Below are 20,157 nucleotides of genomic sequence, written 5' to 3'. Positions count from 1 at the left end.
ATGCAAGATGCTGCGGTTAACCAAATGCTTAGAGTGCTCTCCCGCTCACCCAATGATGGACGTGGCAGAAGAAAGAAAGGGAAACCGCGCGAGTCCGGCAGTTTCCACTTGAGCATGGAGGAGGGGTGGCTCTCGCTCTTCCTGCTGGCGGCTGTCGTCTATAGCACTATCTGGTGCGTGCAGGCCGTGGGCTGGGTTGATAACCTGAATGTGCTTACCCTGACAACCTTGCTTGGCCTGGTCGCGGGCGTGCTGGCCTCCAAGCAATATCGTTTCCCTAGTATCGTAGTACACGTTGTCGCAATGCTTTTCGGTCTCTTTGTGGCCTTCTGGCAGACCGCAGGTGCCTTCCACAATGGGAGCTTCGCTGCCTTTGCTGGTAGCCTGGGTGATTGGTTTAATACGGTGCTGCATGGTGGCTTTGGCAATGATGATAGCATCTTCCTCTTCTTTATTGTGACGCTGGGCTTTGTCCTGGCGTACACTAGCGCGTGGTTGGTCTACCGGACCCGCAGTCCCTGGCTGATGATTATCGCTAACGCTGTCGTCCTCCTGATCAACCTGAGTAATACGACGAATGGCTATATTATCTTCCTGGTCATCTTTCTGCTGGCGGCCTTGCTCCTGGTGTTGCGCTTTAACCTGTACGAGTCCATTAAACGCTGGAATCGCCAGGGGTTGCGCTACTCCGAAGACCTTGGCTGGGACATTATGCAGGCTGGCGCCCTGATCTCTATTGGTATCCTGATCTTCTCCTGGATATTGCCCTATGGCTATACCGATCCGAACGTCTCACAGATCTGGACGGTTGATTCCAACCCCTGGGTGCAGTTGCAAAATACCTGGGACCGTATTATGTCCGTCAATGGAGGCGTGAATGCCGCCAATCGCGGAAGTTTTCGTGATACCCTTACCCTGGGTGGCAATCCTAATCTCAACAACGAGATTGTGTTTACCGTCCAAAGCGATGATGGATCGCAGTACCTGCAATCAACGGTCTTTGATACCTATACTGATCGTGGATGGACGATCAGCCCCACCTCCAATCATAGCTTAAAGGCCAAAGAGACCAATCCTCTGCCAGTGCTGAAGATCAAGCCTGTGACGCAGAGCATCACAGTTGTCAATCAGCCCGCGCTCCAGTATCCCTACCTCTTTGGCGCGCCCCAGATTGTTTCGACGAACTTGCCCGCGAGTATTATGCAGAGCCGTACAACCGGCGAGACGACGGCCTGGCTCAACCAGAATGGCTTTATAACCGGGGGAAATACCTATACCGTCACTTCCAATGTCTCTTCGGCTGACGAGGCCTCGCTACGGACAATCCCATTACCAAAGGACGCGACGAGCACCTATAGTCCTTCTGGGCAGGCCTCAGCCGATGCCTATGATCCCGATATAGTGAGGGTGTACACCCAGTTGCCCCAGGACATCGACCCCCAGATTGGCATCCTGGCACAGAATATCACCAGGGATAAAAAGACGATGTATGACAAGGTGTTGGCGCTTGAGACATACCTGCGCGCCCACTATGCCTATGACCTTAACATCAACAAGCCACCGCGCGAGGAGGGCGTCTCATGGTTCCTGTTCCGTAGCAATAACCGGGGCTTCTGTAACTACTTCTCCTCGGCTATGGCAGTTATGGCGCGTTCCCTAGGGATTCCGGCGCGTGTTGTGGTGGGATATACCAATGGCAACTATGACACGAAGACACACCAGCGCGTGATCCGTGGCGTCGATGCCCATGCCTGGACGCAGGTGTACTTCGCCGGTTATGGCTGGATCAATTTTGAACCCTCGCAGTCGTTCGCGACCTTTAGCCGCCCTCTGCCGGATACAAGCGGGAATGGATCAGGATCAACTGGTAACTTGCCGGGTGGCCCCAATGGGCCAAACAATCCGCAGAACCAGGATCCACGCCACAAAATTGGCGCAAACGATTCCCTTGATGGTTCTGGGACGAATGCATCTGCCATCGGTCCAGATGTAGGGCGCTCGGTGAGCGTGGCCGCGGGAAGCTTGATCCTGCTACTGCTCTTTGGCTGTATCCTCTTTAGCGTCTGGTGGCGTAAGCTCTTCCGCAATTTGAGCGTGACCAGTCAGGTCTATGGACGTGTCTGTATGCTTGCCGACTGGGCTGGTATCCGCCTGCAACCCTCAAACACGCCAACGGAGTACATGGATAAGCTGGCGCAGGCGTCTCCCGACGAGGCCGAGATGTTGCATCGCCTGGGCGATATCTATACCCGCGAGCGCTGGGCGCCGCCCGAAAGTCCCGACCATCCAAAGCACAATGGCGACCTCAATGAGATCGGGAGGCTCTGGCAGAAGCTCCAGCCCAGGCTCTTCCTCTACCTGGCCCGCCATCCCTACTTCCTGCGTTGGGGACCACGCCGCCTGCTCGTACTCTGGCGCGAGGCCCGGGAGCGTCGCAAGCAACACAAGATGCTGTACGACAACCTATGAGACATAGGTCAAGTTAACTTGACCTGGTAGAGCTGTTTGCATACACTATGAGGTGCAGTCTGTTGTATAGAAGAGGTTTCATATACCCCGCAGACTGCATCTTCTCATGGGTTTTGATGCAGGAGGGTTCGAATGACCTTGGAGACAATGGAAAATAGTGAGCAGATGCTTATTCCTATCGCGGGAAATGAGCAGCAGACGTTAGAGATTGCTGGCGCGGCCCCGGTGCGTTTCCAGACACTAGATGTGGCGCGTCACGTCGCGATAGCGCCCAACGGCAAACGCTATGTTGTGGCCACGTTTAATGATCAGCGCCTGAAACGAGATTATGTCACGGCCATCTATCCCCAGCAGGGGGGCTATCTGACCCTCATCCGCCTCGTGACTGCTGAGTCCAGCAGCGAGACGATTGAGGAGGCCATTCAGAAGCACACCCGCTTTATTCAGACGATCCAGCAGGGAAAATTGCAAGAACTGCTTGCCTCCCTGGCTAAATAAATAGGGAAAAAAGCTATGGACGTGTGTGGCACGAGCAGAATGCCCGCGCCACACACGTCCATATTTTTTCGCCTTTTTGCCCTTGACAAAGCTCAGGAACGTCTCGTATACTTACCAACGGTGGGGAGCGCGATAGACGCGCACTTACCTTCTATCTCTATCGCTTCAGTAAAAAACACTCTTGGAAAGGAGTAGGCAATGATGACAGAGCATATGCTTCTGCGTTTCACAGGCCATGCTGCGCTTGTGCGCCCTCGTGGCTTTGTGCGCTCTGATTGCTATGCGTTGCCTGCTGCTTGCTTCGCCTTCTGCGCTCCGGGTGTTGGAATCGGCGCTTTCCAGGCAGACATTTTCCTGGAGGCCCAGGGGAGCAGTATGCCCATTTCGGGTGGAGGACCACCTGTCGAGAGAGACAGGTGAGTACGTAAAAAAATCCTCAACCGTGGGCAACTGGCTAAGACGCAAATCCAGTTCCCACGGTTTTTTGTTGTATTTTTCTTTCTTATTTGCCGGTGAAGGAGGCCTTATGCGCAAGTGATGCGTGGATGTTGTCTCGTGGTGGATGTCTCTCTTGTAGGTTTTATACATGTTATTGCCTGAATATGTTATCTGGAAGGAGTACTTACTTGACCGTTACTATGAAAAATTCTCTGTTCGACGACATTGAACTGGATTTTACTCAGGATGCAGTCGTGATCGACGGAGTTTCAAAGATATTCACAAAGCCGCGCCCATTCTTAGGCAAATTTTTGAAGAAGAGCGAAGAGAAGCCAGAGAAAAGCACCGAGGTGCGAGCTGTAGATAATGTCAGCCTGGTTGTAAAGCGGCGTGAGATCGTCGGCATTCTGGGAGCCAATGGCTCGGGTAAGTCGACACTCATCCGTATGATCTCGACCCTCCTGCTGCCGGACGAGGGACAGATCCGTGTCTTTGGCTACGACGTCATTAAGGACGAGCGCATGATTCAGCGTCTGATCAACCGGGTGAGCGTGGAGGCGTCGTTCTTCAAGAAGCTCTCGCCAATGGAGAATCTCCTGTACGCGGCGCGCCTCTACAACATGCCTGGCGACGAGGCCCGGAGCAAAATCAAGAGCATCCTGACGCGCCTGGGTATCAAGCCGGATCGTATTGATGCGCCCCTGGAGAATATGTCACGTGGCATGCAGCAGAAGGTCGCCATCGCACGCGCCTTCCTGACCTCGCCCATCGTCCTGCTGCTGGACGAGCCTACAACGGGCCTGGACCCGCGCTCAAAGATCGACGTGCAGAACTTTGTCAACGAGTTGCGCGACAAGCATGACGCGACAATCCTGATCACGACGCACGATATGGACGAGGCCGAGGCCCTCTGTGACCGCGTGGCGATCATCGACCAGGGGCGCATGATGGCCCTGGGCAAGACCGAGGACCTCAAGCGCGAAGTTGGACGCCTGATGGGTCGCGAGGAGCCCGCCACGATGAACGAAGTCTTCATACACTACACGGCGACGCGCCCAATCACAGCAGAAGATATCAAGCGCTATGGCAGCTGGGAGAAGGCCTTCGAGGCCCTCGAAGCCGAAAGAGAAGAAGAGGAATAAATAGTAAAAGGGGAGGTGCAGGAGGGTCTCCCTCCTGCTGGGGAGCGGGGACACCCCGCAAATCCCCCTTATCTTTGGGATGTAGCAATAAAAGGTAAAAGGAAAAATATACATGGCTTCTTTGATACATCAGGGGCGTGCCGCCTATGCCTTCTTTGAGCGCAACTGGAACCTGACCAAGCGCTATTGGGCCTGGGAGATCGTCTGGCTCTGTTACAACGTGGTCAATGCCCTGAGCATTACGTTCATTGCCCGCGCTACGCCAGACCTGAAACCCGCCCAGGTCAACTATATGATCCTGTACCTGCTGATCGGTACCTCGGTGTGGACCTATTTGAGCGTGACCTTTGATGGCGTAACAGACGTCATCAACATCGAGCGCTGGGAAGGCACTATCGAGCATACCTTTATGGCACCTATCTCGCGTTTCACGCATATGATTGGGAGCTGTTGGTACGCCATCGTGCACGGCCTGCTCTTCACAGGCCTGCAATTGTTTGTGGTGGTCCTGTTCTTCCACCTGGATCTCAGCCAGGCAAACTACCTGACGGCGATCTTCATGCTCCTGCTGGGTAGCGTCTCGTTCATCGGCTTTGGTATCGCGACCTCAGTCCTGCCGCTCCTGTACACCGAGAAAGGCATGCAGATGTCCTTCATCGTGCGTGCCATCATCCTGCTGGTGTCGGGCGTCTACTACCCGGTCAGCGTTCTACCAGCCTGGATGCAGCCCTTCTCCTGGCTCTCGCCCGCGACCTACGTGCTCAATGGCTTGCGCGCAGCCCTGCTGAGCAACAAGCCTATCTGGTCGCCTGAGATCTGGAGCTATACCTGGCCCTTGATCATCATGAGCGTGGTCAGCATCCCTCTGGGGATGACCATTTTCCGCATGGCCGAGCGCTACGCCAAGCGCACCGGTCGCCTGAAACGTAACGGCTAAACACGAGATGCAGAGTCCATGCTTGCATGGACTCTGCATGGACGAAGGAGAGACACGATGTCTGACGCGAGCTTACCAGAGGGGCTTCACATGCGCCCCGCAACCCTCGCCGACATAGAGCAGGTGGTGCGCCTGGCGAACAGTAACGAGATTGAGTACCTGGGTGAGCCTGATACCTCAGTAGATTTTCTGCGCCATGTCTGGAGCCTCTCGTCGCATAAGCCTGAGGAGAGCGCTCGGGTGATTGTCACGGAGAATGATGAGATCATTGCCAGTGTGGACACACGCCACAAACGGCATATGAAGATTGATTTGGAACTGGATGTATATCCCGCCTATCGTGGTCAGGTGGAACTGCCACTGATGCGCTGGGTGGAGGAGCGCGCGCAGGAGCATATCGCGCTGGCTCCTGAGGATGCGCAGGTCCTGCTCGGCACCTGGGCGCATCAACAGGATACGCAGCGCCAGCAGCTCTGGAAGGATCTGGGCTTTGAACTGGTGCGCTATTTCTGGAACATGAAGCGTGAACTCACGCAAGCTCCAGAGCAGCCAGTGTGGGCGCCGGGCATTCGCCTGTACACCTTCAAAGAGCTACAGGATGCAGCGCCACAGGGAGAAGAGCGCCTGGCCCGCGCGCTCTTCGCGGCCCATGAAGAGGCTTTTAGCGACCACTGGGGGTACATTCCCAACATCTACGAGGAGTGGCACGAGTACCACCTGGGGAAAGAGGCTGATCTCTCGCTCTTCTTCCTGGCTATGGACGGCGAGGAGATCGTTGCTTACGCCCGCTGTGCCGATGAAAAGGCGCAGGGAGGCTGGGTGCATACCCTGGGTGTACGGCGCGCCTGGCGGCGTAAAGGGCTTGGCCTGGCGCTCTTGTATCACGCCTTTGGTGAGTTCTACCGGCGTGGTACGCGGACGATCCGCCTTGGCGTGGACGCGCAGAGCCTTACTGGCGCGACCCAGCTCTATGAGCGCGCAGGTATGCATGTTGAGCGTCGCTTCGCAAACTTCGAGAAGCTGCTGCGTCCCGGTCGCGACATGCGTACCCTCTCGCTCAACCAGGCATAGTTTCAGTGATGAGGAAAAGAGGAAATCATGGACGTATCTACATTACCAGCAGGCATAAGCGTGCGGCCCGCAAGCCTGGATGATATCCAGGCTCTTGTGGCCCTTTTTGCGGCGCGTGATAGAGAACTTGGTATCGAGCCTGAGCCGGCGGAGAATCTTAAGCGCGACTTTACTAAACCCCATGTAGATCTACAAAAGGACTCACGTGTGGCGCTCACCTCAACTGGTGAACTGGTGAGCTATGCTTGGGTGGAAGATCAGCAGCATGTGCATATCTTTATGAACCTGGAGACGCGTGCCGACTATCGTGAGAGCGGACTCGCGGATGCCATGCTGGAGTGGGCCGAGACACGAGCCAGGGAGCATATTACCCAGGCTCCTGAGGGCCTGCGCGTCACGCTACGCAACGGCTGTGATGTGCGCTATGTATCACGCCAGCACCTGCTGGAACGGCATGGCTTCCAGGTCGTACGGCACTTTTATGACATGAAGATTGAGCTTGCCGAACCACTTCGGCAGCCTGTATGGCCTGATGGTATTCGTGTTCAGAATACGCAGCCAGGTATGGAGCGCGCTGTCTTTGAGGCTAATAATGAGGCCTTCCGTGATCATTGGGGCTTTGTCGAGAACAGCTTCGAAAATTGGTCGCATTATGCTCTTGATCCACACACCTTTGATCCCACGCTCTGGTTTCTGGCGATGGATGGCGAGGAAATCGCGGGCTTCGCGATTTGTGGTAAAGAGGGCGATGATAAGGGCTGGGTATATGATCTGGCGGTGCGGCGTCCCTGGCGGCGCAAGGGCATCGCCCAGGCGCTCTTACACGAGGCCTTCAATGCCTTCTATCAGCGGGGCATTCACAATGTCCTCCTCGGCGTGGACGCCAGCAGCCTGACTGGAGCGCTACGCGTCTATGAGCGCGCCGGTATGCATGCTGTACGTGAGTTCCTGGCTTATCGGAAGGAACTACGCCCCGGCAAGGAGTCCGGCACAGAAGAACTTGCTTGATGACGTAGGGTAGGTGGTGTGGTGCAGGCGTGAGTGCACATAACATTAGAAAGGAACTATATAGATAAATGAATATACAGCAATTGCCGCACGAATACCGTGCGCGCCTCCTGAGGGTGGAGGACGCGGCCGAGGTGACGAGGCTCTGTAATTTAGAGGAGCTTGCCACCGAAGGGAAGGCAGAGCTCACTGAGGACGACGCCATCCGCTTTATGACCATGCCAGGACTGGACCTGGAGCAGAATAGCCTGGCGCTGTTAGATGACCAGGGGCGCATGATCGGCGCTATCATACTGTACCACACGCTGCATATGCAGTTTGAGCCAAATCTCTTTGTCGATCCGGCACTATATGCGTCAGGTCTCGCTGACTACATGCTGGCCTGGGCCGAAGAGCGCAGTCGCGCCTTGATGAGGCATGCCGAACCAGGTCTGCGCGTGACGATGGGTGTAGGCACCAGCGTGAAGCGAACAGCCATCTGCCAGGTGTTTGAGCGCCATGGCTTCCAGGTCATTCGTAATATGTTGCGCATGGGGATCACGCTGGATGCGCAACCCGGTGTGGCAATCTGGCCCGAGGATGTGCGCCTGGAGACGTTTAAACCGGGGATGGAGCGAACTATCTTTAATGCCGAAATGGAGTTTTTCCAGGATCACTGGGGCTTTATGCCGCGCGACTACGAGGAGTGGCGGCACTTCAATATCGCGTTTGACGAACTTGATCCATCACTCTATTTCCTGGTGAAGGCAGGTGGGGATATTGTCGCTATGGCTCTCTGTCGCTACGAGCACGGTGAGGGCTGGGTGAATACTCTGGGGGTGCGGCGCTCCTGGCGGCGCAAGGGATTGGCCCTGGCGCTCTTGCAGCAGGCCTTTGGTGAGTTTTACCGCCGAGGTATCCAACATGCCAGCCTCTACGTCGATGGGCAGAGCCTGACGGGGGCCACAAAATTATATGCACGCGCGGGCATGCATGTCACACGGCAATCCGCGCAGTACGAGAAGGAACTACGGGCAGGGAAGGAGCTAAGAACACAGACACTGGCGGTCTAAATAGTGAATTCACGTGTTTCGTAGGGCCCATGCTGGCATGGGCTTGCGAGCGCGGTGACGTTTCGGGCGCGAGAGTCCATGCCAGCATGGACCCCACATATTTGTGGCGCGTTTATCAGACCGCTCCCTGCCTGACTCTTTCTCCATTGCAGCTCTCGAAAATGATATATGGTAGCGCATAGGTTTGGGGGAAGCCAAACGCATCCTCGCTGACGGATGGAGAAAACAATGATTGTACGTCTACATAAACTGGCGGCAAGATGTCCCAGGATGACAGATATACAGGCGGTAGCCGAGTTGTGGAGCATAAGTAAACGTAAGGATATGAACTTAGTAGTGATGACTGAGGAAGACGTACAACGTAGATGGCAGAGAGATGGTTTTTACCTGGTGCAGGATGCCTGGGTGATAGTTACTACTCAGGGGTGTGTGGTCGCATATGCCGATGTGCAACGTGAGGAGGAGCAGGCGGGACTCATGTTCGCCCTGGTGGTGCATCCCGCGTACCGGGGGCGCGGTATTGGAACCTTGCTGCTGCGTATGGTTGAGCAGCGCGCGCGTGAATTGATGTATGGCTTCTCGACCGGAGAGCAGGTGGCGTTGTGTGCCACAGTACATAGCCAGAACAGGCTAGCGAAACAGCTTCTAGAACGTGAGGGCTATACAGCGTTTGAGCACTTCTGGCGCGTCTCGCTGGAGCGAGATGATGTCCTGCTCCAGTCCTTGCAAGAGCCAGAGCAGGAGGAGCCGCTGACGATGGATCTCTACGTCGATGCCTCGCAAGCCCTGGCGAGCCGCGTCATTGCCGGGCGCGCAGATTCCCATGTCGCGCAGCAGTACGAGGTTTACCAGCGCATACTCCGGCCCGTGCTGTCCAGGGCGCTCCCCCATGAGGAGGTTGTCTGCTAACAACTCGTGAGTACTGCGTGTTGCGCTTCTGGGTGGGTGGAGGAGTGTAGTACCTTGTTCCTGGTACAGACTGGTCAGGAAAAGCGTCCCCGTTCGATAACAGGGGACGCTTTTAGATACTTTTGGTATAATAGGCAGCGTCCCCCTGGCGTGAGACCCATGCATGCATCCTTATTTTGCATGCACTAATAAGGCTCTCGCTCACGTCCTAAAGAGTAGTAGCACAAGAATGTGAAGGCTGTTTCTTCCTGGAGAGGTTTTGATACTATGCAGGTTTCCGCGACGCTGGCCCTGATGGCCGCAAGCAATACTGGTGGCGAGCGCGTCTGGCTTACGGTGATGCTTATCGTAGGTGTGCTCTTTATTGTACTGGGCTGCGCGATTGCCCTCTTCACTCTCTACACCTATCGCAAAGCCCGCTAAGCATCGCCACAAAACATAGGCGCCCGATTTATCGCGCGCCTATGAATGAAATGCCCATCGTTTGGCGAGGGCTAAAACAGAAGGACATTATCCCAGTGGCTCAATCATCTCGAAGCGGTTGCCGAAGGGGTCGCGGGCCTCAAAGCGTGCGAAGCCAGGGATGGGCACGGATTCCAGCACTTTAATTCCATACTCTTGCAGGTGAGCTTGCCAGGCCGTGACATCCTTGACCTGGTAGGCCAGGTGGGCCTTGCTGGCTGTGCGGTCCACGCCATCCTCGGTGCCGACGTGAACCTGCCGATCTCCCACCTGGAGCCAGAAGCCGCCGCGTCCCTGAAGCGACTCTGGCTTCTCAATCTCGGGCAGGCCCAGGATATCGCAGTAGAACTTGTGTGCCCCCTCCTCGGCTCCTTTGGGGATCGTTATCTGAGCGTGATGTAATCCTTCAATACGCATACAGGTTATCCTTCTCTTCTAAGTGATGCTGGAAAAGCGTTAGCGACCCCTGACGATACGCTCAATGTCGCGTCTAACGTCGCGCTCAGCCATGCTCTGGCGCTTATCGAACAATTTCTTACCTTTACAGAGTCCAAGTTCGAGCTTGGCGCGCCCACGCTTCATATAGAGCTTGAGTGGAACCAGGGTCAGGCCTTTTGTCGCCACGCGCTGGCCCAACTGCTCGATCTCACGTTTATGCAGCAGGAGCTTACGCTTGCGCAGCGGCTCATGGTTATAGCGGTTACCATGCTCGTAGACCGCGATATGGGCGTTTTCCAGCCAGACCTCACCATTGCGGATGATGGCGTAGGAGCCGCGCAGGTTGACCTTGCCGTCGCGAATCGACTTGATCTCGGTTCCCACCAGCGAGATGCCTGCCTCAATCGTGCGCTCAACGGTATAGTCGTGGTACGCCTGCCGGTTGACCGATACGACTTTGGAGTTCTCCTGCTGAGCCTCTTCTTTTTGTTTGGTTGTGCTTGCTTTTGCCATGCGTCTTCTTCCTCCTCAACACAGGTCGTCACACTGCTTGCTAATAGGCAAGCAGGAACACTGTGGTCTCTCTCCACTTTTTACACGTGTGAGCCAGCCACAGGAGGTCTCTGCGATATGCCAGAGGGAAGTGACAAAAACTTCTCCCTGCCGCCTTCCCGCCCCTGGCGCGTGCAAAGACCTGAAAATGGGATAGGGTTATTATAGTATGTGCCTGCGTCTAATACAACTCTACCTTAACAAATATGTGTAGCGACGCTCCATCTAGCACTTGTCCAGGGGATGCTCATAAGCGCTATACTATTTGAGATTAGTTGTCGCAAATACCCTTTTATTGGGGGATAGGCGTCAACAAGCCGAGGGTGGGTGATGGGCTGATAGGTGGGTTTCTCATTTGCGTTTACAAGAGTAGAGGTACAAGAGGTACTTGGTATGTTCTATGCTATTGGTAAGCTGGCGACCCGCTATCGCTGGTGGATCGTCGGGGTGTGGCTGCTGGCCGGGCTGCTGGCCTTGCCGTTCGCTCCGCGCGCCAGCTCAGTTCTGCGTTCGGGCGGCTTCTTTGATCCCAATGCGGAGTCGCAAAAGGCGATTGATCTTTTAACAAGTAAGCTGCATCTGAACCTGACGACCGTCCAGGTTATTTATGATAGTAAACAGTATCGCGTCGAAGATCCCATTTTTACGCAGAAGGTTGAGCAATCGCTGGCCCAGGTGCGGAACTGGTCGATGGTGGGAGGCGTGGTCAGCTATACGGATAATCCGCGCCAGATCTCGCAGGATCGCCACGCGGCCTATGTCAATGTGGTGCTGAAGACCGATGCCGATACCGCGCCCAAGATTCTGCCGCAATTAGAGCAGCGCCTGCGTCACGTGGATGGCATGACGTATCACGTTGGTGGCGGCGCGGTCTTCTATGAAGATATTCAGCAGGTGAGCGAGAACGATCTACGGCGCGCCGAGTTGCTGGCCTTTCCCTTCGCGATCATTGCCCTGCTGCTCGTCTTTCGCTCCGTGGTGGCGGCGATTCTCCCCGGCCTGGTCGGTGGCTTTGCCGTGGTTGTGACTCTAGCTATGCTCTTTGGCCTGGGGCAGGTGACCGATCTCTCCATCTTTGTACTTAATATTACCACTCTCTTCGGCCTGGGCCTGGGCGTCGACTACTCGCTCTTTATCGTCAGCCGCTTCCGCGAGGAACTGGCACGTGGGCGAGGTGTGAATGAAGCTACAGTCCTCACGATTGCGACCGCAGGCCGTGCCGTGGCCTTCTCTGGCCTGACGGTCTCCATTGGCCTCTTCGGCCTGACCTTCTTCCGCATCAATATGTTGCGCTCGGTAGGCCTGGGTGGCATGCTCGTGGTGCTGCTGGCCGTCGCGGCGGCCCTGACGTTGCTCCCCGCGCTGCTCTCGATCCTCGGCACGCGCATCAATGCCTTTCCGGTACGCGTTCCACATCTGTGGCGACGCAGGCAGGCAGTACAGGACGACCATCATGGCTTCTGGTATCGCCTGTCGCAGTTTGTGATGCGCTACCCGGTGCGTATTTTTGTGAGCGTGCTGTGCCTGCTGGTGGCGTTTGGTCTCCCTTTCCTGGGAGTACGCTTCTCGGCGCCCGATGCCTCGATCCTGCCTCCCTATGTCCCCTCGCGCGAGGCGTATGATATGTTGCAGCAGCGCTTCAACCTGCGCGAGACGACGCCGATTATCCTGGCGGTGCAGACGAAGGGTGATGTGCTGAGTGACCAGAATATTCGCAACCTCTACGCGTATACCAAGCGTATCGAGGCCGATCCACGTGTACAGCGCGTGGATAGCATTGTGAGCGCCGATCCGCGCTTTACCCTGGATCAGTATGAGCTGCTGTATCATAATCCCAAACTGGTGACCGACCCCTACCTGGGCACGTTGCTCAAGTCGACCGTCTCGGGGAATACGATGCTGGTGCAGGTGGTAAGCAAGTATGAGATGAACGATATACGCTCACAGGAACTGGTGGTCACGATTCGCAATACTAATCCAGGGAATGGTATCCATGTCCTGGTGGATGGCGGCTCGGCGGCGGACTACGACTATGTCACGACGCTCTACACCGACTTTCCCAAGGCCGTATTGATTATCTTCGCTATTACTTACCTGGTGCTCTTCCTGCTCTTCCGCTCGCTGGTGCTGCCACTCAAGGCTATTCTGATGAATACGCTCTCGATCCTGGCCAGCTATGGCGCGCTGGTGATCATCTTCCAGGATGGCTTTTTGCACCAGTTCTTAAATTTCTCGCCCCTGGGCTTTGTGGAGGCATCGAGTCCCATTCTGCTCTTCTGTACGCTCTTTGGCCTCTCGATGGACTACGAGGTCTTCCTGCTCTCGCGCATCCAGGAGACCTTCTGGCAGACGGGCGATAACACACGCTCGGTGGCCCTGGGGCTCCAGCGAAGTGGCGGCATCATTACCAGCGCAGCGGTGATTGTGATCGTGGTGAGCGCCTGCTTCGCGACAGCGGATGTGATCCTGGTCAAGGCTCTGGGTGTGGGTATGGCTCTGGCGGTCTTCCTGGACGCGACCTTTGTACGCGGCCTGCTTGTCCCCTCGACGATGCGCCTGCTGGGCGATTGGAACTGGTGGCTCCCCTTCAAGGGGGTGCAGCGCAAGCCTCCCACCCTCGATAAATATATGCTGGACGAGGACGCGGCGGCGCTCTCGCTCAATGGACATGGCGAGAGTAAGGACGCGCAGGATATCAACGTAGGAGGGAAGCTCTAATGCAGAGGATTATTCAAGGACGCCGTGCCTGGAAGCTTGTTTTTCTCTCCGGGCTGCTGGGACTGATGCTGGCGCTCTCCTCCTGTACCTTTCCGGGCATGGTCTCGACCAATGCCCAGTTGCCAGCCTATGTGCCAGTTGGTGAGCAGAAGCCCTTGCCGCCGGTACAGTTTCCTCAGGACGAGGGTTCGCATAATAACCTGACCGAGTGGTGGTACTATACCGGCCACTTCAATGGGCAGGATGGTCATCGTTATGGCTTTGAGTTCGTGATCTTCCAGGTCTCGCGCAGCGATTTGCCTCCGCTCTTCGCCTCGCATTTCGCCATTAGCGATATCACGCGGGGTCAGTTCGCCTATGATCAGCGCAATGTCATGCTACCGTTGGACAACTCAAAGCAAGCTGGCATTAACGTGGGGATTGGCGACTGGCGTATCCAGGGCTTCAATGGACACGACCACCTGGAGGCCTCGATGAAGGACTATGCTATCAAGCTGGATCTCAACGGCGTTAAGGCGCCCACTCTGCACGATGGCAAGGGCCTGATTACCTATGGCCTGGCGGGCTACTCATACTACTACTCGCGCACGCGTATGCAGGTCAGCGGCACGCTGCTCGACCACGGCCAGCCAGTACAGGTCAATGGTCAGGCCTGGATGGATCACCAGTGGGGCAACTTCCTGACCCTCGGTAGCGGTGGCTGGGATTGGTATAGCATCCAGCTCAGCAATGGCGCGGACATCATGATCTACTTTATTCGCGACGCCATGGGGAAGGTCATCTCAACCTACGTGGGCTATACCGACGACAAGGGGCAGAGCATCGTCATTCCCCAGAATGCCGTACAGAACGAGGTACTGGACCACTGGCTCAGCCCGCACACGGGGATCAACTATCCCTCTGGTTGGCGCGTCTCCATCAACGACCCTCGCCTCAAGGTTGACCTGACGCTCACGCCCCAGCTCAAGGACCAGGAACTTGTCGTTACCAAGTCGACCGGCAACGTTTACTGGGAGGGCGCCGTCGATATCCAGGGCCAGCAGAACGGCCAATCCCTCTCCGGCCTGGGCTACGTCGAACTAACCGGCTACACAAAATAAGCTGTAGGGTCCAAGCTAGCTTGGACTCCGAGCGAAGCGACCCCGCCTGGGTGTTGGCCTGCGGGCCTCGGAGTTCATGCCAGCATGGACCCTACAGTTTGAGACTTGCTGGCGTCTCTTCCTGGTTTGTGGCAGGAGACAGGTCTGCTTTGATCATTGGCAGCTCCAAGGAGGCGATTCTTGTCAATCCATCCTCACCGAGGCCGAGATAATCGTGGGTCAGCTTGTAGCCACCGCTGGTCTCTGGCTGGAGGGTCAGGAAGGCCAGGGCGTCCTGGTAGAGGATGTCGCGCTTGACTGCCCCTGAACTGCCCTCGTCTCGCAGGGGCAGCATACGTGTGCGTAGCCCACCATAGTGCATGCCGCTGATCATTGATTGCCATTCGATCTTGCGCCGGTCCGAGGGCGCAAGCGCGTTCTGCAAGGGCGTACACACAAACTGGTAGAGGCGTGGTGTTCTCGCAGCGGTCGCCTGCGCTAAGACCCCGTATGAGAAATGCACATCTCCTGAAAGCACCAGGGCGGTGCCTGGATGTTGCTCTAGGAGTTGGAGCAGGCGTTGCCAGCTGCGGGCGTAGAGCGGCCAATGATCGAAGCTGGCCTTGCGCGCTACCGCCAGTTGCTTGCGCGCGAACCAGTTTCCTATGCGCTTGAGCAGGCCTGGTTGGGCATGCCAGGGACGCAGGCCGGAGAGATATTCAATCATACCAATGAGCGGGGGAAGGAGCAGGGGAACCGAGGAGACCAGGAGCGTCACTGGTGAGGGATTGCTCGCCAGCCACTGTTGAAGCTCGTCCATCTGTTGTTCGCCCATGATGGCGGTGGGCGCGTAGAGCGCTTCATCAGACGAGGTGAGCTGCGCGGTCCGCTCCGTGCGTGTGTTGGTGACAAAGATAGCGGGCTGTGTGGCAACGGTGTAGTGCCAGGGCAGAGTTGTGGCGCCGGTGAGCGCGGTACGTACGCAGGCCCGTAGATCATCCAGGCAATCGCTGCCACTCTGAAGCGCGGCCTGTGTCACATCCAGGAGCGGGTGTGTCAGCGTAGCGCCGGGCAGCAGATTGCCCCAGCCCTGGTAGAGCCAGTAGGCGACCAGCCCATCCACAATCGTCTGCTCTTGCCCCTGGCGTAGGGCCTCTTCCTGCCAGTTAGGCTCGGCGTTCCAGTTGTTGGTAATCTCGTGATCATCGAAAAGCATAAATGTTGGCAGCGCCGCCAGGGCCTGGCGTACATCCTCATGCGAGGACCAGGCATGTTGATAGAGCAGGGCGAAATCCTCGAAGCGCGAGGCTCCCTGGGCCAGTTCGGGCTGACGCGCCACCAGGCTGGGTGATGGCTGATCTGCATAGATCTGGTCGCCAATCATTAGTAGCAGGTGGGGCCAGTCCCGCTCGCGCTGCTCGCTATGTTCTCTCAGCCAGCGACCAAAGGCGGCGAGCGTATCCTTCTCTGGTTGATCAAGCTTGCGACAGGAGCCATATGCCACCCGTAGCGGCTGTTTGTTTGCCTCTCCAGGCGCCGCAAAGGTACGAAAGCCTTGCCAGAGAGCGGGCTGCGTAGCATTACCGTCATCAGCCTTATCCTCTACATGTAAGGCATAGGTATACCAGGTTGAGGGTTGCAGGCCGCTCAGGCGCGCGGAGAGATAGGCATGTCCGCCTGCCAGGAGTGTGCTAGCGGTGACCTGGACCGTTTTGGCCTCCAGATTGTGTAAGGGGGTGGCGCTAACGGTAACCTCGCAGGGGCGCGCGAACTCCGCCCAGATGACGACCTCGCTCGCCGTTGTGGCGCGTACGATTGGACCAATCAGCAGAAGGGCCATAGAATGTAATCCATCCTCTCATCGATAGCATATGTTCAAATAGCGCTCGAATGTGCTTCAGCTTATATTACGCCTGGCTACGTTATTGGCGCAAGCAGGGTCATGCTCTTACATAAGACAGTGGTGAAATATCTTGGACGTATATGGCGTACTGTGGTGCAATCTGGTATATAACTGGTAGTTTTTGCCCCTTTGGGCCGTTCTTTCTGACAAAGTATTCAGCGACTTCGCGGAAAATCGCGCTAAAGCTGGATAGAATGAAGACTCTTTCATAAAAATCTCTCTGTTAGGGAAGGGAAAAGAAGTTGGTCCTGCTATACTTGGATGAAGGCTGGAATGGCTTTACAAGGGGAATCGCCCATAAGCGCCATATATGTAGGGACGAAGAGTATGCCTGGGTACGCCGGTTCTTTATTGACGACAAAGCGCGATAGTATGGTATACTTTGAGGCGATGTTCTAGAGCTATTTGTATTTCATTTTCCATATGTACTAACAATGTAAAACAGATATTACATCCTTTTGTACGGAAAGCTTGTAATATTCCGCACTTGTAGTATAAGATTTGCATAAGAGGATTGGCGAGCGAGCAGGCAAAGCAAGCAGGCCTTGTAGATTGATAGGCTAGGTTGGTAGGCGAGGAGGGGGAGACAAGCCCTCTCGTTCCTGAGAATAGATTGTGTGGAGTCACCAGGATAGCTATGGATGTGAGAACAAATACATCAGCGGTCGAAGAATCGGCGATCATTGAGCGTGTTGTGCGTATCGTGATGAGCGTACGGGACGCGAAACCCAACTATGCTCTGCTGGCGGCAGAGCTAGAGCCGGCTATTCCCTTTGATGTGTTTGGCGTAGTGTTGTTGCGGCATGATCGCGAAGCGGTGCGTGTAGCGGTGTGTCGGCGTGAAGAGGGCGAGTGGCGCGTTTTTCCCCATCAGCACCCGGTAAAGGACTCCATGTTAGAGCGCGTGCTGGCCTCGCCCATGCTCATGGTAAACGACTATCCTGAAGGGCAGGAGGGGCCACCGGGAGAAACGGGAGACGCGCTCAGCGGGCATCCTCAACTGCGTTCAACCGTGATCGCTCCACTGGTTCTGGAGGATCAGCGTGTCCTGGGTACGCTCGAACTGGGTAGCTCGATCCCTAATACCTATGTCGATGAAACCCTGCAACGCCTGATTGGTGCCGTGGCACGCGTGCTGGCGGCGGCGATTGAGCGGGCGCAACTGGGTGGGAGCGCGGCCATCTTTGATCGTCAACGCCAGGCGCTTAAAGACGTGACCCGTGCCCTGACGCTGCGTATCGACCTGCCAACGATCCTGAACCAGATTGTCGAAGGCATTGCCAAAGCCTTAAACGTCTCATCTGCCATCATTATGCTGGAGCAGCGCGATGCAGCGCTACGCCTGGAGGCGCAGGTGGGACTTGATGCGACCCAGTTTGAGGAGAATGTGCGGCAGAAAAAGCTAAGCGATGCCTGTATTCTCAGTCAGACCCTTCGCCAGCGGACCCCGCATGTCTCGGATGATATTTCGCGTGATGAGCGCTTCCCCGCCAGCTGTTTCTTCGCCGAAGAACTCGGCATGCATTCTATTTTATGTTATCCCCTCATCACAGGCACAACGGTGCTTGGTGCGCTCTTGCTCTGCTCGCCTGAAGCTGGCGGTTTTACCCCGCTCAAGGTCGAAATCCTCTCGCTCTTCGCCAATCAGGCGACCTTCGCAATCCATAATGGAATGATGCTCGAATCAGCTCATCAACGCAGCCGCTTCCGGCAGGCGCTTGAGCAGTTTGAGTTTGCTTATCGCCAGCGCCAGCAGGATGCATATATCAATAATGGGCATGGAGAGGTCCAAGGTGCTGAGGAGATGGCCCTTTTTGAGCGCCTGCGCGAGGAGACCGAGCGCTCCTATGGGGTAAGCCTGGACAGCGTGCTACGCTTTGTGGGCGAGTTTCTATTGACCAATAGCGAACTGAATTTGCAGGCCATGATCCATGCCGAACAGGGCCTGGGCATGGAGAGTAGAGCGCTTTCCGAAGCCGTGACAGTATCTGAGACATCAATCGCTCTCGATGAAGAGATGCATTCGGCGGAGCGGCTCAAATTCTCCGTCGAGCATGAGGGACAGGGGGAGGAGTCGGACGCCATGCATTGGCTCACCCAGGCGGCCGAGGATGCCCTGCGCGGCACGGGGATGCTCGGCGAGCTAAGCCCCCTCATAGTGCGTGAGAATGGCAAAGACGATGCCTGGCTGGCAGTGGACCTGGATGGTCATTGTATTTTTATGAATCCTGCCGCGCAGGCCTTGTGTGATATGCAATTATCAGGAAGCATGACCGCGCTCAATGCCGTCTATAACGCCTACAACTCCTACGAGCAGCGACTCTGGCTCTCGCGTCGCCAGCAACCAGAGGTCACCACGCTGGAGAGCGCCTTCGCCAAGCTCATGCCCCGCATGCGCAACGTGGACGAGGTGCGTCACTACCTGCATGATTTTACCCAGGGCACGAGTGAGACCCAGGAACTGCGCTGTATCCTGGCTGCCCGTCCGCTGCCCCAGGAGGGTGGCGAGAAGGGTGGTGGGAACTGGGGGCGGGCCAGGCGTGAGCTGGAAGGTAACTCCAACGATCACCACTATCACCTGACACGCCACGAACTGCGTAATCGCGATGGTCACTTGATTGCCTATGTCTTGCAGGTGCGGGATGTGACGGAGCAGGCCCGTGATGAGCATAACCGCTCGGCCCTGCTCTCCTCGGTCTCACATGACCTGCGCACGCCGCTCACAACGATCAAAGCGGCGGTGACCGGCCTGCTCCAGGAGGATCTAGAGTGGGACGAAACGGATCGGCGTATCTTGCTGCAAGATATCGAGAACGAAACGGACCACCTGACCGTCCAGGTCAACGCCCTGGTCGAGCTTTCACGCATCGAAATGGGGGCCCTGGTCTTACAGCGGACCTGGTGTGATGTTGTTGAAGTCATTTATGGGGCCTTAAACAAGCTGACACGGATTGTGGAGGCGCACCGGGTTAATGTGGTGATACCTGAAGGTATGCTTATGGCCTACATTGATCATGTGCAACTGGAACGCGTATTTTATAATCTTATAGAGAACGCCGCGCGTCATAGTCCCAGGCAAAGCATCATTACTGTGCAGGCAGACAATGCCGGGGATTTTTTGCGCGGCGCGGTCATCGGCTACAGCAAGAGTGGTATTCCTGAAGAAGAGAGCGAACGTGTCTTCACTGCCTTTTATAGCTCGCGCACTTACGGCAATGGTTTAAGCCTCGCGATTTGTAAAGGGATTGTGGAGGCACACCAGGGGAAGATCTGGGTCGAAACTGTCAAGGAAGAGACTTCAGGTGAGCAGGGGAGGCTTCCTGAAGGTGGGGCACACGAAGGCACGGGCCTGAGTTTCGTTTTCACCTTGCCCCTACATCCATAGCCGGGGCGGGAACACATAACAGCCGTTCGTAGGGGCCAAGCTTGCTTGGACTCCGAGCGAAGCGACTTGTCCCTGGTGGCAGGGCGGGCCTAAGAG

At 56.1% G+C, this 20,157-nt stretch carries 16 protein-coding genes; 13 read left to right on the top strand and 3 right to left on the bottom strand.

The window, feature by feature from the left end; genetic code table 11:
- The 10 genes from JMJ16_RS21820 to JMJ16_RS21775 all read left to right on the top strand — a co-directional run bounded on the left by JMJ16_RS21820 (position 1) and on the right by JMJ16_RS21775 (position 9,947).
- Positions 1–2,469: a transglutaminaseTgpA domain-containing protein gene (locus JMJ16_RS21820; RefSeq protein ID WP_201384973.1), complete on the top strand. Its 2,469-nt coding sequence runs from the start codon at positions 1–3 to the stop codon at positions 2,467–2,469.
- 132 nt (positions 2,470–2,601) lie between these two features.
- On the top strand, positions 2,602–2,967 hold the full coding sequence (locus JMJ16_RS21815; protein WP_201384972.1) for a hypothetical protein: 366 nt from the start codon (positions 2,602–2,604) through the stop codon (positions 2,965–2,967).
- A 198-nt stretch (positions 2,968–3,165) separates the two neighbouring features.
- Complete coding sequence (locus JMJ16_RS21810) at positions 3,166–3,387, top strand: hypothetical protein (RefSeq protein WP_201384970.1); 222 nt, start codon at positions 3,166–3,168, stop codon at positions 3,385–3,387.
- Between the two features lie 206 nt (positions 3,388–3,593).
- A complete protein-coding gene (locus JMJ16_RS21805) occupies positions 3,594–4,547 on the top strand; it encodes an ABC transporter ATP-binding protein (RefSeq protein WP_201384967.1) in 954 nt (317 codons plus the stop codon).
- A 112-nt stretch (positions 4,548–4,659) separates the two neighbouring features.
- Entirely contained in the window at positions 4,660–5,484 is an 825-nt protein-coding gene (locus JMJ16_RS21800; RefSeq protein WP_007910501.1) for an ABC transporter permease, read from the top strand.
- Between the two features lie 57 nt (positions 5,485–5,541).
- The gene (locus JMJ16_RS21795; RefSeq protein WP_201384965.1) at positions 5,542–6,555 is read left to right on the top strand and encodes a GNAT family N-acetyltransferase; all 1,014 of its coding nucleotides are present in this window, start codon (positions 5,542–5,544) and stop codon (positions 6,553–6,555) included.
- Between the two features lie 27 nt (positions 6,556–6,582).
- Positions 6,583–7,563, top strand: a complete 981-nt coding sequence (locus tag JMJ16_RS21790; protein WP_201384963.1) for a GNAT family N-acetyltransferase — start codon at positions 6,583–6,585, stop codon at positions 7,561–7,563.
- Between the two features lie 68 nt (positions 7,564–7,631).
- On the top strand, positions 7,632–8,615 hold the full coding sequence (locus JMJ16_RS21785; protein WP_201384962.1) for a GNAT family N-acetyltransferase: 984 nt from the start codon (positions 7,632–7,634) through the stop codon (positions 8,613–8,615).
- A gap of 270 nt (positions 8,616–8,885) precedes the next feature.
- Positions 8,886–9,524, top strand: a complete 639-nt coding sequence (locus JMJ16_RS21780) for a GNAT family N-acetyltransferase (RefSeq protein ID WP_201384960.1) — start codon at positions 8,886–8,888, stop codon at positions 9,522–9,524.
- 267 nt (positions 9,525–9,791) lie between these two features.
- A complete protein-coding gene (locus JMJ16_RS21775; RefSeq protein WP_201384958.1) occupies positions 9,792–9,947 on the top strand; it encodes a hypothetical protein in 156 nt (51 codons plus the stop codon).
- An 87-nt stretch (positions 9,948–10,034) separates the two neighbouring features.
- Here the strand turns inward: JMJ16_RS21775 and JMJ16_RS21770 are convergent, their stop codons facing one another.
- Together JMJ16_RS21770 and smpB are read right to left on the bottom strand one after the other, a co-directional pair.
- Positions 10,035–10,403 carry a VOC family protein gene (locus JMJ16_RS21770; RefSeq protein ID WP_201384956.1) on the bottom strand — a complete coding sequence of 123 codons (369 nt, stop codon included), beginning with the start codon at positions 10,401–10,403 and terminating at the stop codon, positions 10,035–10,037.
- A 39-nt stretch (positions 10,404–10,442) separates the two neighbouring features.
- Positions 10,443–10,937 (bottom strand): SsrA-binding protein SmpB, encoded by a 495-nt coding sequence (gene smpB, locus JMJ16_RS21765; protein WP_201384954.1) that lies wholly within the window; start codon positions 10,935–10,937, stop codon positions 10,443–10,445.
- A 432-nt stretch (positions 10,938–11,369) separates the two neighbouring features.
- Here smpB and JMJ16_RS21760 point away from each other — a divergent pair, with 432 nt between their 5' ends.
- Complete coding sequence (locus JMJ16_RS21760; protein WP_201384952.1) at positions 11,370–13,694, top strand: MMPL family transporter; 2,325 nt, start codon at positions 11,370–11,372, stop codon at positions 13,692–13,694.
- Positions 13,694–14,794, top strand: a complete 1,101-nt coding sequence (locus JMJ16_RS21755; RefSeq protein ID WP_201384950.1) for a lipocalin-like domain-containing protein — start codon at positions 13,694–13,696, stop codon at positions 14,792–14,794. Before JMJ16_RS21760 ends, JMJ16_RS21755 begins: the two co-directional genes overlap by 1 nt.
- Positions 14,795–14,885: 91 nt before the next feature.
- On the opposite strand, the gene JMJ16_RS21750 is transcribed toward JMJ16_RS21755, so the two are convergent.
- Positions 14,886–16,613 carry an alkaline phosphatase D family protein gene (locus tag JMJ16_RS21750; RefSeq protein WP_201384948.1) on the bottom strand — a complete coding sequence of 576 codons (1,728 nt, stop codon included), beginning with the start codon at positions 16,611–16,613 and terminating at the stop codon, positions 14,886–14,888.
- 706 nt (positions 16,614–17,319) lie between these two features.
- Between JMJ16_RS21750 and JMJ16_RS21745 the strand changes: the two genes are divergently transcribed.
- The gene (locus tag JMJ16_RS21745; RefSeq protein WP_201384946.1) at positions 17,320–20,061 is read left to right on the top strand and encodes a GAF domain-containing protein; all 2,742 of its coding nucleotides are present in this window, start codon (positions 17,320–17,322) and stop codon (positions 20,059–20,061) included.
- The last annotated feature ends 96 nt before the right edge of the window (positions 20,062–20,157 follow it).

Source organism: Ktedonobacter sp. SOSP1-52 (assembly GCF_016587395.1).
This window is presented reverse-complemented; position numbering and strand designations above follow the sequence as displayed.